Source organism: Halalkalicoccus subterraneus (assembly GCF_003697815.1).
Lineage (GTDB): Archaea > Halobacteriota > Halobacteria > Halobacteriales > Halalkalicoccaceae > Halalkalicoccus > Halalkalicoccus subterraneus.
Map to the genome: position 1 here is coordinate 19782 of NZ_RDQG01000058.1, position 13035 is coordinate 32816.

The following is a 13035-nucleotide window of genomic DNA, read 5'->3' on the forward strand; positions in this document are numbered from 1 at the left end:
GTGTAGTTAGGAGTTTCCGTCCGGCAGGCCGGTTCCGCCGTTGCCATGACAGGCCACGCCTTTATCGAAACGGCTGCCGAGTGTGTTATCGTAATGCAAGCACTCCGCTGGCACGGCGAAGGCGACGTCCGCGTCGACGACGTTCCGAAACCCGAAATCGAGGAACCGACCGACGCGATCGTCGAGATCACGGCCACGGCGATCTGCGGCTCGGACCTGCACCTCTACAACGACTTCATGCCCGGCATGGAGGAGGGCGACATCCTCGGCCACGAGCCGATGGGCGAGGTCGTCGAGGTCGGCGAGGAGGTCGACGACCTCCGGGAGGGCGACCGCGTCGTCATCCCCTTCACGATCAGCTGTGGCGAGTGCTGGTTCTGCGAGAACGACCTCTACTCGCTGTGTGACGAGACCAACCCGAACGCCGAGATGGCCGCCGAGACGATGGGGCACTCGCCGGCCGGCCTCTTCGGCTTCTCGCACACTCTCGGTGGGTACGACGGCGGGCAGGCCGAGTATCTGCGGGTGCCTCATGCCGACGTCGGGCCGATCAAGATCGAGTCGGACCTCTCGGACGAGGAGGTACTGTTCCTCTCGGACATCTACCCCACGGGGTACATGGCCGCCGAAAACGCCGAGATCGAGGAGAACGACACCGTCGCGGTCTGGGGCTGTGGCCCGGTCGGCCAGTTCGCCGTCCAGAGCGCGTGGATGATGGGAGCCGACCGCGTGATCGCGATCGACCGGATCGAAGAACGCCTCGGGATGGCCGAGGGCCACGCCGACACCGAGGTGATCGACTACTCCGAGGACGACGTCTACGAGTGGCTGATGGACGAAACAGACGGGCGCGGGCCCGATCGGTGTATCGACGCCGTCGGTTCGGAGGCCCACCACACCTGCGTCGACCACGTCCCCGACGAGCCCGACCGCCCGTACGTGCTCCAGGAGGCGATCAAGTCCTGTCGGAAGGGCGGGACGCTCTCGATTCCCGGGGTCTACATTGACGGGATGGACGACGTACCGATGGGTCCGCTGATGAACAAAGCCCTCACAGTGAACACCGGCCAGACCCACGTCCAAGCCTACCTGAACCCGCTGCTTGAGACGATCGAGAACGGCGAGATCGACCCCGCCGAGATCATCACCCACCGGGGCTCGCTCGAGGACGGACCCGAACTCTACGAGACGTTCAACGACAAAGAAGACGACTGTGTCAAGGTCGTCCTAGAGCCGTAAGCGGTTCTATTCCGCCCAGTACGCATCACCGGGCGTCGTCTCGAAGACCGCCCGCTCCAACAAGTCGACCGCTTTTTCGAGCCCCTCGTTCGCGCTGGTCAGCGAGTCCTCGTGTTCGATGCTGAGTACGTCGTCGTAGCCGACCATTCTGAGGGTGGAAACGACGTCCTTCCAGTGACTCTCGCCGTGGCCATATCCAATGGAACGGAACAGCCACGAGCGATTCGGCTCGTCGGTGTATGGCGTGGTGTCGAGCACGCCCTTCTCCCGTGCCTGAGCGTCGTAGACCTTGGTGTCCTTCGCATGGACGTGGTGGATCGCGTCGCGCTCGCCGAGATACCGGATCGCCTCGGTGACGTCGATTCCCTGCCAGTACAGATGCGAGGGGTCGAAGTTCGCGCCGATGTGCTCGTTGGTCTCCTCGCGCAGGCGAGCCATCCCGTGGGGCTCGTAGACGAGCATGTTCGGGTGCATCTCGATGCCGACGTCCACGCCGTGGTCGGCGGCGTGCTCGGCGATCTCCCGCCAGTAGGGGATCGCAACCTCCTCCCACTGATACTCGTGGGCCTCGGCGTGCTCGGTCGGCCACGGGGCGGTGATCCAGTTTGGCACCTGTGCGCTCGGGCTGCCGCCGGGAAGCCCCGAGAAGGTGGTTACCACGCCGACGTCGAGTTCGTAAGCGAGTTCGATCGCCTCGCGGAGTTCCGTGTCGGCCTCCTCCGCGTGCTCCTCGTTGGGGTGAATCGGGTTGTTATGGGTCGCGAGCGCACTGATGCGCAGGTCGTGTTCGTCGAGTAGGTCCTGAAGCTCCGACTGGGCGTTCTCGTCGCCGAGGAACTCCTCGCGCGGGAGGTGGTCGTCGCCCGGAGTGCCGCCACAGCCGAGTTCGACCGCGCCGACGCCGATGTCGGCGAGATACGAAAAGGCCTCCTCGCGGGACTGGCCGCCGAGCGGAACGGTGAGTACGCCGATGTCCATACGCGGGAGTGAACGTCGGTGAGAATAAATCCCGGTGGTTACCTTATTCGGCCACGATCGGCTGTTCGGTGAACCTGATCGAGCGTCCCTCCTCGCTGGAGCGATAGATCGCGTCGATGACTCGCTGGACGGTCAACGCCTGCTCGACCGTGTTCTGACCCGGGGGCGTGCCCGCGGCGACCGCCTGCAAGAAGACCTCCTGTTCGGTGGCGTGGGCGTCGCGCTCGCGGGTCTGGATCTCCGTATCGCTGAAGTGAGCCGAGCCGTCGGGACTCGTCTCGTAGAGCGTCGTCTCGCCGGTAGCGCGGTCGAAGCGTGCCCCGGCGTCGGTTCCCCGGATGACGAACTCGTCGTCGGTGGGTCGGTTCGCCGCCCAGGCGACCTCGAGCGAGATGGTCTGGCCGTCCGCACAGCGGATGAACGCGCTGACCGAGTCCTCGACGTCGAAGCGCTCGTGACCCGTGTCGTCGCCCCACATCTGGAGGTAGGTATAGTCCTCGCGGGTGCCGAACTCCGAGCGTGCGACGCCCGAGACCTCCGCGATCTCGGGGAAGTCGAGCATGTACAGTGCCAGATCCAGCGCGTGGACGCCGATGTCTATCAGCGCGCCCCCGCCGGCGATCTCGCGGGAGGTGAACCACGAGCCACGACCGGGGATCCCGCGTCTGCGGACGTAGTTCGCGTCGATATGTGTGAGATCCCCAAATCGACCCCGGTCGCGCTCGGTCGTCAGCACCTCGATCGGCGGGAGATAGCGGTTGTGAAAGCCGACCATACAGAACCCTTCGGACCCGCGTTCGGCGACCGCGATCCGCTCCGCGCTCTCGACCGAGTGGGCGAGGGGTTTTTCGAGCAACACGTCGAGGTCGGCCTCGAGCGCGCCGACCGCGTACTCCTCGTGGAATTTGTTGGGTGTGGTGACGACGATGGCGTCGGCGATCGAGTAGACCTCCTCGTGGTCCTCGTAGGTCGCCACGCCGTAATCGCGCTCGAAGCGCTCGCGGGCTTCGGGCAGGACGTCCATCCCGCCGACGATCTCCACCCCCGCGTTTCGCAACCGGTCGGCGTGGTAGCGACCGATGTTGCCGAGTCCGATGATCCCCACCGATACGTCCCTTGGATCGTTCATTGGCGCCACTAGCGAAAGTTACGGGATTACCCTTTCGTTTGTGGTCGTGTCTCCGGGCACATCTGTCGGTTCTCTCATGGGTATATTGTACACGATTGGTTCCGCTACGTATTGTTATGGACTCGGTAACGGTCAGTCGGTGTCGCCGATACCGCGTTCTGGCGCGCCGGTCGCGTTTGCGGGGTCGATCAGTCCGTGCCTGAGCGCCTCGCCGGTATCGATGTCGAACAGGTGGACCCGAGTGCGATCGAGCACCACCGAGACGTTCTCGTCGACGTCGATCTCGGTGTCGGGGTCGACACTCATCAGAAGCTGGTCGTCGGTCGCCGCACCGCCTTCGACGTCCATGCTCGTGTCGGCATCGTCGCCGGTGACCAGATAGACGAACACCTCGTTACCCATCGGTTCGAGCACGTCGGTTCGGGCGTCAATGAGGCCCGTAGGATGCTCGATCCCGTCCGCGGTACGCTCAAGGTAGACGTCCTCGGGGCGGACGCCAACGGTCACGCGGTCACCGGGTGCAAGCCCGTCGGTCGTCGCGGGGTCGAACTCGACCGAGAAGTTCTCGGTTTCGAGCTCGCCGTTACCTACCTCGGCTTCGACGAAGTTCATCGACGGCGATCCGATGAAGCCCGCGACGAAGAGGTTCGCCGGCTCGTTGTAACAGGTCAGTGGCGGGGCGATCTGCTGGAGGACCCCGGCGTTTATCACCGCGATCCGGTCGGACATCGTCATCGCCTCGGCCTGGTCGTGCGTGACGTAGATGATCGTGGTGTCGAGACGCCGATGCAGGCGTTGGAGTTCCGTACGCATGTGGACCCGAAGCTTCGCGTCGAGGTTCGCGAGCGGCTCGTCCATCAGGAACACGTCGGGCTCGCGCACCAGCGCGCGGGCGATGGCGACGCGCTGGCGCTGGCCGCCGGACATCTCCTCGGGCATCCGATCCATCATCCCTTCGAGTTGGACGATGTCGGCGGCCTCCTCGACCCGTCTGTCGATCTCGTCCTTCTCGTACTTGCGGATCCGGAGGCCGAAGCTGATGTTGTCGTAGACGTCCATGTGGGGAAACAGCGCGATGTTCTGGAACACCATCGCGATGCCCCTGTCCTTCGGCGGGAGCGTGGTCACGTCCCGATCGCCGATGTGGATCGTTCCCTCGGTGGGTTTCGTCAGCCCGGCGATCGTCTCCATCGTGGTCGATTTCCCACAGCCGGAGGGGCCAACGAAGGTGACGAACTCTCCGTCACCGATCTCCATGTTCATGTCGTCGACCGCCGTTACGTCCTCGTACCGTTTCGTGACTCCGTCGAGTGTGACTCGTGCCATGATATTACTCCTTGAGGCCGCCCGCCGTCAGTCCGCTGACGATCTTCTCCTGTGCGACGACCACGAGGATCGCCATCGGCAACACACCGATGATCGAGGCCGCGGCCATCGCGTTGTACAACGTCTGGTACTGTCCCTGGAATCCGAGGATCCCGTCGAGGATCGGCGCCCAGTTCTGGGGCTGTCCGTCGGTCATCAGAAACGAGAAGAAGAACTCGTTGTAGACGCCGATGAAGGTGAGCACGCCCGCGGTGGCGACCCCAGGGGCCGAAAGCGGAACGATCACTCGGAACAGCGCGCCGAGCCGGGTCGTTCCCTCGACGCGCGCGGCGTCCTCTAACCCGTCGGGGATCTGGCTGTAGAAGGTAGTGAGGATGAAGATCGCGAGGGGCATATAGATCGCCGACAGCGGGATGACGAGCGCGAACGGCGTGTTGTAGAGGCTGCCGTTCGAGAGGACCGGTTCGAGGATCGAGACGCTCGTGTTGAACAGGTCGTTGAGCGGGATGAAAAACGCCGCCGGCGGGAAAAACGACACCAGCAACACGAGCAACATGAGGGGGCCCTTGCCGGGAAACGAGAGCCGACCGAAGACGTAGCCCGCTAAACTCGCGACGAGCAACACGACGATCGTCGAGACCGTCGCGATCACGAAGCTGTTGAACATGTAGCGGTGGAACGGCAGGATCTCGAACACCTCGATGAACACGCCGGGATTGAACCCGTTGGGCGTCAGCCAGACGTCCTGGAGCTGGCCCTCAGGGGTGAGCGCAACCATCAACAGCCAATAGAACGGGAACAGCGTCGTGACGAGGAAGAAGATCGTCACGAGCCAGAACAACGGCCGGTAGGCCCGTCCAGGATCGGAGATCGAGTCGCCGACCCATCGCTCGAACGGCCCCGAATCGCGCTCGGCACCCTGTTCGTTCGATCCCGTCTCCGCCGTCTCGGTTTCCGTTGCCATCAGTAAATCCCTCCGTCGGTGTCTCTGAACTTGACGAGGTAGATCGAAATGAACACCCCGATGATCGCCGCCGTCATGAACGCCACCGCGGCCGCGGTGCCGTAGATGCGCGTCCCGCCGAACATCGCCTCGACGACCATACAGGTCATCGACGGGACGGTCGTACAGCCCGCGGTCGATTCGATCAGCCCGTAGATTCGCATCGCCTCCATCGTCCGGAACAGCATCGCGACCAAGACCGCCGGCAACGCCAGCGGGAGCGTGATCAGCCTGAAGCGCTGCCATGCCGAGGCCCCCGAGACCTTCGCGACGTCGTAGAGGCTCCGGTCGACGCTCTGGAGGCCCGCGAGGATCAACAGCGCCATGAACGCCGATGTCTTCCAGACGTCGGCGATCAGGACGATGAAGAACGAGTCCTGACTGCTCGCAAGTGGATTGGCACTGAACAGTCCAAGAGAATTCATCAGATCCGTGCCGAATCCGACCGTCGGCTGGAAGATCAGGAAGAAGATCATCCCTTGGATGACGATCGGCACCGCCCACGGGAGGATGACCGCCACGCGGACCCAGCGGCGACCCCGGAAGTCCTTATCGAGGACCAGTGCTTGTCCGAACCCGATCAGCGTCGTGAACAGCACGTTCAGGATCGCGAATGCCAGTGTGACGAACAACGCCTGCTGGAAGAGCCCAACGCCGGGCTCGATGAAGGGGAAGCTGCCGGTGAGCTGGATGTCGAGGAACTGCCGGGCGAGGCGGACGTCGCCGGTCAGAATATCGATGTAGTTCTGGAAACCGACGAACCCGCCGACCGACGCGGCACCCCGGGTTTGGTTCTCGAGGAACGATATCCAGAACGTCGAGGCCAACGGGTAGAACGCGACGACTGCCAGTATCGCGAACGCCGGGGCCAACAGCAGGTAGGCGTAGGCGGCCTCGCTCAGGTTCTCCATCCAGTCGATGACGGGCGCGAGCCGTCCACGATTGTGTCTTTCAGTCGACATGTTAGTTCCCCACGTCCTGTTCGCTGTCTTGAAGCCGGTCTTTCAGGTCGCTCATCGCCTGTTCGGGCGTCTTCTCCTGGGTGTAGGCGTTGTGAACCTCGATGGCGATCACCGCACCCTGTTCCGCCCAAATGTCGGTCACCGGCCGCGGAACTGCGTTCTCGCCGAGCGTCTGGAACGTATCGATATACCGGTTCAACGGCTCGATCTGCTGGGCCTCATCGGTTTCCAGTAAGTCGAGGTTGGGGGGGAACCACGTTCCCTCCTCGTACAGCGTCAGTTGGGCGTTCTCGGCGGTGAGGGCCTCGAGCAACTGGACGCACTCGTCGATTCGCTCGGTGTTGGGGTTGATCGCCAGATGCCAGCCGCCGAGGGCGGTACAGGTCCCACCGAGCCCGTCGTGGGACGCCTCCTCGGGAGTGACGCCGTAGGGGATCGGCATCGCGCCGATCGCATCGCCGAACGCGTCCTCGGTGGCCGTCTCGGCGATCGCAAAGGCGGGCCAGTTACGGTTGGCCACGGCGTTGCCGTTCGCAAAGGGGCCCAGCGACGTGTCCTCCGTCCACTGGACGATCGAAGTGGGTGCGATCTGTTCGTAGCCCTCGAGGGCGTGCTCGTCGTCCTGACCGTACATGAACGCTCGCATCATGCGGATCGTATCGAGCACTTCCTCTTCCTCCACGGTGATGGGGCGGTCGCCGGCCTCGAAGAGGTTGTCGAGAGTACCGAAGTACGCGCCGCCCCATCCCGACATCGTCTCGTTGAACGTACAACACGAGAGCCCCTCGTAGGCCGACGCCTGCGTCGTAAACCCGTATTCGAGGTCGTGCTGGTCGCGCGTGTCGGCGACGACCTGTGAGAACTCCTGCCAGGACAGTGACTCGGTCGCCCAGTTTTCGCCCTCGGGATCGTAGCCCGCCTGTTCGACGAGGTCCTTCCGATAGACCATCACAGCGAAGTCCGGAAACAGCGGCAGAGCGTTGAGATCACCGGTTTCCGGATTTCTCGCCGTCTGAACCGCCGCATCGAGGTAGGTCTCCTCGATGCGGTTCAGGATCTCGTCCGAGAAATGTTCGGTCAAGTTGAGCGTCTGTTCGCGGAGGATGAATGGGATCGTCCATCCCGAGTCCATCATGAAGATGTCCGGCGGTGCTCGCCCCGCCTGGAGCGCCGACTGGATGTCCTGTCGGCGCTGTTCGGTGTTGTTGGCGGCCGCACGGACCTCGAAGGAGATCGAGTCGTCGAGCCCCGCCTCCCAGGCCGCTTGCTGCAGTTCGCCGCTGATGTTCTGGAAGTCCGTATCGGCGTGAATGATGATCGCGTCCTGGTCGGCACTCCCGAGACACCCCGCAAGGCCGAGCGATCCGGCCGTGACACCGGAAGCCCCGGCTGCCTTGACGAACGTGCGTCTCGATACCCCGGAACGTCGTCTATTGCTCCCTCGACCCATCTCCTGCGGAGAGACGAATCTTTCCTATTTAGTTGTTTGGTATACCCATACTACGAGTGTTGTAAACCGCTGCTTGATGCGTGTTAGGGGGTGAACCTGTGGAGCGTCTGATTACACTCCGGACAGGCGAGGACGGCCCCCGGTTCGACGTTCCGGGGGTTGCCACAGCACCGACGCGGATCGCGCTCCTCGAGGAGCGACTCACAGACCGGACACCGTTCGAGGAAGGCCCGCAGAGCGCGGGCGGCGGCGAGCCGTTCGGCGCTTGATTGGCCCGGGATGCGCCCGTCGAGCGCCGCCACCGCGGCCAGCTCCGCGATCACGGCCGGCCGGGTCACCCACGCCTCGCCGCCCGCCGGCCCGGTCAGCACCACAAGCGGGTGCTCGCCGTCGAGTACCTCCGCGGTCGTCCCCTCCACGACCGCCTCGATCGCGTCGATCAGCTCGGTGTCGGAAAGCGCCCGCAGCCGCCGCATCTCCGCCCGCCAGTCGTCGACAAACGCCGCCGCGAGCTGGAGTCGCTCGTTCTCCGGGCGGATCACCCGCATCTCGATCAGCGCCGCGAGCGTTCGCTCGCCGAGGTCGTCGTCATGTCCGTCCGGAGCGAGCGACCCGGTCGCGGCGTGGTCGGGTTCGTCGGCCAGCGCCCGGTGGACGCGCCCGGTGAGCTGCGGGGTGTAGGGCACGAGATACCCTCGGAGCCAGATGGCTCCCGTCCCCGCGACCAGCCCCGCGAGGGCCAGCAGAGGCGAGAACGGAGCGAGGGCGAGACAGCAGACGAGGAGGATCACACCGTTGGCGGCGGTACAGGGCCAACAGCGGTTCGTCCCGATGTACTCCGGCCGGCGAAAGGTGGCGAGCGTGACCATCGGTGGCGGTTGTCGCGGCGGGGGTATCAGGGTTCCGTCAGGCGGGTCATGGGTGGAAGTCAGATGTCGGATCGCGCGGGCGAGCCAGCGGGTGCGCGATCCTGTGCGTAGACGTCGTCGAGCTGTTCGCTCAACAGCCGCTTCAGCCGCGCGGGGTCGGGCACGTTATGGAGCGTGATCTCGACCTCGCCGGTGCCCGCACTGGTGATGATCACGTCACCGTACGAGAGCGCGCGTTCGAGCACCGACTGGCTGAAGGAGGTGTTCTGGATCCGCTCGTAGCGGATCTGGGTGACGTCCCGCGAGACCAGCCCTTCCTTGTGGTAGACCTCGGAACTCGTGATGACGTAGCCCGTCGAGATCCGCCGGAGGTGTGTCAGCGCGATCAGCCCGAGGCCGGCGACGACGCAAAGAACGCCGACGATACCGTAGGAGTCGAGCGCCAGCGACCCGACGGTCCCGAGAACGACGAGCGCGACGCCGGCGGCGAACGTCCCGGCGTAGGAGACGAGACTCGGGTGGCCGGCCCACAGGATCTCCTCGTCGGGCCCGAGATCGAGCCAGTCGCTCCCGCCGAAGCGACGCGGTAGTTCGCTCATACCTGACAGGACGGTGGGAACGGCCAAGAGCGTTCCGCACCTCTTGACGGTTTCGCCGCCCTCATCGGTGATCCCCGGCCCGTTGGCCTCGACGGCGGCGATGGTCGATCCGGAGTTGGGAGCCCGACCTCGGACGACGCACTCCGTGGGTCAGAGGTCACCGGTCGCACGCGACCAGACCGGCGTTTTGGGTGCTTCCAAGCGCTCGATCTCCTCGTCGGTGAGCGAGATCGACACCGCCCCGGCGTTCTCCTCGAGATGGTCGATCGATCGGGGCCCGATGATCGGCGCGTCGACGACCTCCTTTTCGAGGAGCCACGCGAGACTGACCTGCGCAGGCGAGGCTTCCTTCTCGTCGGCGAGCTCGCGGACGGCGTCGAGCACCGCCCAGTTCTCCTCGGTGAATCGCTCGCGGGTGTGCTCGTCGGTCGCCGCCCGCCCCTCGTCGGGGTCGGCGTCCCGGTCGTATTTCCCGGTGAGAAAGCCCCCCGCGAGCGGGCTCCACGGGATCACGCCGACCTCCTGGTCGGCACACACGGGTAACAGGTTCTCCTCCTCGTGGCGGTCGGCGAGACTGTACTCCGGTTGCATCGAGACGAACCGTTCGTACCCGTTGAGATCGCTCTCGTAGAGCGCTTTGGCGAACTGCCAGCCCATCATCGTCGAGGCGCCGATATATCTCACGAGCCCTTCGTCGACGAGATAGCTGAGTGCAGAGAGCGTCTCCTCGATGGGCGTCGAGTCGTCCCAGCGGTGGATCTGATAGAGGTCGATGTAGTCGGTTCCTAACCTGTCGAGGCTGGCCTCGCACTGGTCGATGATATGCTTTCGCGAGAGTCCCCCCTGATTGGGTCCCTCGCCCATCGGGCCGTAGACCTTCGTGGCGATCACGAGTTCCGAGCGATCGAGGGACGCGATCGCGTTGCCGACGACCTCCTCGCTCTCGCCCCGGGAGTAGACGTTCGCGGTGTCCAGGAAGTTGATCCCCAGATCGAGCGCGCGGTCGATGACCTCCCGGCACTCTTCCTCGTCGTCGATCATCCAGGGTTGGGCGCTCCCGAAGTTCATACAGCCCAGACAGAGCCGCGAGACCTCCAAACCGGTGTTCCCGAGGGTAGTGTACTCCATGTCGTTGTCAGCGTCGTTCACGGTCGCCAATCGATACAGGCGAGCAAAAGGGTGGCGACGGTGCCGTTAGCGCTGGGACTCCCGGAGCACGAGCGGCCCCATCGCGAGGGTCCGCTTTGCGGAGGTCGCCACCCGCGCGATGTAACTGATTAGCAACAGGAACGGGATCAGCGTGATCGTCAGTGCCGCGCCGACGACCACGATCGTATGACTGATTCCGAACGTCGAGTTCGTGAGGGAAATCCCACTGTAAAAGCCAAGCATACTTCCGGCGACCAGAAGGCCTGGCACCGACGTGTAGAGGATCATCTGCGAGAGGTCCATCAGCGCCCACTGGAAGTACAGCGTCTTGATGTGCTCGCGCGCCGGGCCGAACATCGACAGCGTCGACTTCAGGTCGTCAAGGACCGCCATGTCCTCGTCGGTGAGATCCTCGGGATAGTCGTTCGCGATCCGTTCGACCTGGAAGATCTTGATGCCGTAGTTGTAGTTGAGCGCGGCGTTGAGCACCTCGAACGAGCCGAAGGTCGCACCGTTTAGCTCCTGGCGGACCTCCTCGGCGTTCTCGATCAGGCTCTCGGTGAACTCGTCGACCTCCGCCCGGAGTTCGTCGTTCCCGTTGTCGGTGATGGCGTCTCGAAGGGTCTTGGCTCGTCTGTCGGTCGCGCTGATTATCTGGCGGAGGAACGCCGAGGGATCGGCGGGGCTAGGCGAGCCGATCATCTCCTCGGTGTAATCACGAAAGTCCATCGTGTTGCTCATGCGCTCGCGCTGATCGCCGAGCGGCCCGTTTTCCTGGGAGATCACGATCTGGCTGATCGTGACGATCAGCGTCGTTCCGGTGATGATCGCGCTGATCATCGTCGAGAACATGTAACTGATCATGCTGTCCGAACGGAGCGTCGAAGCGAAGTTCGGGACGAACAGGTGTCCGATCACGACGAAGCCGACGAAAAAGCCGATCGCCAGCAGGGCCGTGATCAGCAGTCGATCGGCTTTCATCGTCGCCCAAAGCTTGATGCGGCTCTCGCTCGAGCGCGCCTGCATCGTGTTGGCGGTACCGATATCCGAGTCGTATTCGGACTCGATCTCGGTTTCGGTCTCGGCGTCGGCGTCGATGTCCGGCCCGGCGTCCGGGTCCGCGCTCATGTCGCTCCATCCTCGACCGGACGCTTGAAGACCAGATATTTCGTCCCGCCACCGGTGTACTCGACCGTCTCGACCAGTTCCCAGCCCTCCTCGCCGAGCGCGTTCAGCTCGGCTTTCGGGTCGCTGGCCTCCTTCTTCGTCGCCTCGCGGGGCGGCCTGAGCGTCTCGTACTCCCACCGCACTCTGTTCTGACTCATCGCTATATCGTATTCGCCGTGCTCTGGAAGGAAGTATCCAACCCTTGCACGACGCCGGCGTGTATCACTGGGAAGGGACGCCGTCGCGCCCGACGTGGATCTCGTGGGCCTCGATCCGCTCGAGCGCCGCGACACGCCCGCCGACGCTCACCGCCCCGTCGTCGGTCTCGACCGTCATCGTCGCGACCTCCTCGGTGTCCTCGAAGTCGACGCCCGAGACGCGCCCGCCGATCACGCGGGGCTCGCCGGTCTCGACGTCCCGGCCCTCGACGCTCGCGTAGAACTCCCCGCCGAGTTCGCGGATGTCCTTCACACAGCGCCGGATCGAGGCGTACTTTCTGGGGAACGGCCGCCCGTCGCCGTTCTCGGCGAGCGTCTCGGCGGTGGTCCACAACACGGTCCCGAAGAACCCGGAGACCAGAAATCCGAGCGCCGAGCGGTTGAAGATCACGCCGTAGCGGTCCCGATCGTCGCGGATCGCGTCCTGAGTGGCATACACCGAGTAGACGCCGTCGGCGACGGCGATCACGGGCGTCGTGATCCCGCGGCGGGTCCGAGCGACCGTCGAGACCTCGCCGTAAGGGAACTCCTCGGGCGAAGGCGCTTCGCTCGCGGGCGTCACCAGCAGTTCGATGCTGACGTCCGAGGAGAGCGCCTCCCGAAGGTCGTCGGCGAACCGATCGAGGAGATCGGGGGTCACCGAGAGGATGAGCTCGTACTCGGCGGCCTCGATCACTTCTTCGATGTTGCGCAGGATCGTCGAGCGCGATTTCACGAGCGAGACGGCCTCGGTCTCGCGGGCAGGGGCCGTATACCGCGCTTCGAGTTCGTCGACCATCTCGTCGAGCGAACCCCGAACCCGCCCGAACGCCTCCTCGGGGTCGATCGCGATGATCTGCATCGGGCGGGTCTCGCGCAGTTCGACCAGCCCGCGATCCGAGAGGCTGCGGACCGTGTCGTAGACCCGCGGCTGGGGGATGTCGGTCCGATCGGCGATCTCGCTCGC

At 64.4% G+C, this 13035-nt stretch carries 13 protein-coding genes; 1 reads left to right on the plus strand and 12 read right to left on the minus strand.

Translation table 11 applies throughout. From position 1 onward, the window contains the following. Positions 1-93 precede the first annotated feature (93 nt). Entirely contained in the window at positions 94-1239 is a 1146-nt protein-coding gene (locus EAO80_RS13840; protein ID WP_122090467.1) for a zinc-dependent alcohol dehydrogenase, read from the plus strand. A 6-nt stretch (positions 1240-1245) separates the two neighbouring features. Here EAO80_RS13840 and EAO80_RS13845 read toward each other — a convergent pair whose 3' ends face one another. The 12 genes from EAO80_RS13845 to trmB form a co-directional block, all read right to left on the minus strand. Then, positions 1246-2217 (minus strand): sugar phosphate isomerase/epimerase family protein, encoded by a 972-nt coding sequence (locus EAO80_RS13845; protein ID WP_122090468.1) that lies wholly within the window; start codon positions 2215-2217, stop codon positions 1246-1248. A 43-nt stretch (positions 2218-2260) separates the two neighbouring features. Then, complete coding sequence (locus tag EAO80_RS13850) at positions 2261-3346, minus strand: Gfo/Idh/MocA family protein (RefSeq protein ID WP_122090469.1); 1086 nt, start codon at positions 3344-3346, stop codon at positions 2261-2263. Between the two features lie 132 nt (positions 3347-3478). Next, on the minus strand, positions 3479-4672 hold the full coding sequence (locus tag EAO80_RS13855; protein WP_122090470.1) for an ABC transporter ATP-binding protein: 1194 nt from the start codon (positions 4670-4672) through the stop codon (positions 3479-3481). Between the two features lie 4 nt (positions 4673-4676). Next, positions 4677-5636 (minus strand): carbohydrate ABC transporter permease, encoded by a 960-nt coding sequence (locus EAO80_RS13860; protein ID WP_122090471.1) that lies wholly within the window; start codon positions 5634-5636, stop codon positions 4677-4679. Beyond that, on the minus strand, positions 5636-6637 hold the full coding sequence (locus EAO80_RS13865) for a carbohydrate ABC transporter permease (RefSeq protein WP_122090472.1): 1002 nt from the start codon (positions 6635-6637) through the stop codon (positions 5636-5638). Before EAO80_RS13865 ends, EAO80_RS13860 begins: the two co-directional genes overlap by 1 nt. A 1-nt stretch (position 6638) precedes the next feature. Next, on the minus strand, positions 6639-8087 hold the full coding sequence (locus EAO80_RS13870; protein WP_122090473.1) for a substrate-binding domain-containing protein: 1449 nt from the start codon (positions 8085-8087) through the stop codon (positions 6639-6641). An 83-nt stretch (positions 8088-8170) separates the two neighbouring features. Then, positions 8171-8956, minus strand: a complete 786-nt coding sequence (locus EAO80_RS13875; protein WP_122090474.1) for a hypothetical protein — start codon at positions 8954-8956, stop codon at positions 8171-8173. A 59-nt stretch (positions 8957-9015) separates the two neighbouring features. Beyond that, positions 9016-9555 carry a PH domain-containing protein gene (locus tag EAO80_RS13880; protein ID WP_122090475.1) on the minus strand — a complete coding sequence of 180 codons (540 nt, stop codon included), beginning with the start codon at positions 9553-9555 and terminating at the stop codon, positions 9016-9018. A 150-nt stretch (positions 9556-9705) separates the two neighbouring features. Beyond that, positions 9706-10683: an aldo/keto reductase gene (locus tag EAO80_RS13885; RefSeq protein ID WP_122090479.1), complete on the minus strand. Its 978-nt coding sequence runs from the start codon at positions 10681-10683 to the stop codon at positions 9706-9708. Positions 10684-10749: 66 nt separating this feature from the next. Beyond that, positions 10750-11832 carry a cytochrome P450 family protein gene (locus EAO80_RS13890; protein ID WP_122090476.1) on the minus strand — a complete coding sequence of 361 codons (1083 nt, stop codon included), beginning with the start codon at positions 11830-11832 and terminating at the stop codon, positions 10750-10752. Next, positions 11829-12029 carry a DUF4177 domain-containing protein gene (locus EAO80_RS13895; protein ID WP_122090477.1) on the minus strand — a complete coding sequence of 67 codons (201 nt, stop codon included), beginning with the start codon at positions 12027-12029 and terminating at the stop codon, positions 11829-11831. Before EAO80_RS13895 ends, EAO80_RS13890 begins: the two co-directional genes overlap by 4 nt. Positions 12030-12093: 64 nt before the next feature. Further along, positions 12094-13035 (minus strand): HTH-type sugar sensing transcriptional regulator TrmB (gene trmB, locus EAO80_RS13900; protein ID WP_122090478.1); only part of this gene is annotated, 942 nt, incomplete at its 5' end.

Bases quoted from the DNA above. Each gene is read 5' to 3' on its own strand.
- EAO80_RS13840 (WP_122090467.1), top strand. From the start codon at position 94: ATGCAAGCACTCCGCTGGCACGGCGAAGGCGACGTCCGCGTCGACGAC.
- EAO80_RS13845 (WP_122090468.1), bottom strand. From the start codon at position 2,217: ATGGACATCGGCGTACTCACCGTTCCGCTCGGCGGCCAGTCCCGCGAG.
- EAO80_RS13850 (WP_122090469.1), bottom strand. From the start codon at position 3,346: ATGAACGATCCAAGGGACGTATCGGTGGGGATCATCGGACTCGGCAAC.
- EAO80_RS13855 (WP_122090470.1), bottom strand. From the start codon at position 4,672: ATGGCACGAGTCACACTCGACGGAGTCACGAAACGGTACGAGGACGTA.
- EAO80_RS13860 (WP_122090471.1), bottom strand. From the start codon at position 5,636: ATGGCAACGGAAACCGAGACGGCGGAGACGGGATCGAACGAACAGGGT.
- EAO80_RS13865 (WP_122090472.1), bottom strand. From the start codon at position 6,637: ATGTCGACTGAAAGACACAATCGTGGACGGCTCGCGCCCGTCATCGAC.
- EAO80_RS13870 (WP_122090473.1), bottom strand. From the start codon at position 8,087: ATGGGTCGAGGGAGCAATAGACGACGTTCCGGGGTATCGAGACGCACG.
- EAO80_RS13875 (WP_122090474.1), bottom strand. From the start codon at position 8,956: ATGGTCACGCTCGCCACCTTTCGCCGGCCGGAGTACATCGGGACGAAC.
- EAO80_RS13880 (WP_122090475.1), bottom strand. From the start codon at position 9,555: ATGAGCGAACTACCGCGTCGCTTCGGCGGGAGCGACTGGCTCGATCTC.
- EAO80_RS13885 (WP_122090479.1), bottom strand. From the start codon at position 10,683: ATGGAGTACACTACCCTCGGGAACACCGGTTTGGAGGTCTCGCGGCTC.
- EAO80_RS13890 (WP_122090476.1), bottom strand. From the start codon at position 11,832: ATGAGCGCGGACCCGGACGCCGGGCCGGACATCGACGCCGACGCCGAG.
- EAO80_RS13895 (WP_122090477.1), bottom strand. From the start codon at position 12,029: ATGAGTCAGAACAGAGTGCGGTGGGAGTACGAGACGCTCAGGCCGCCC.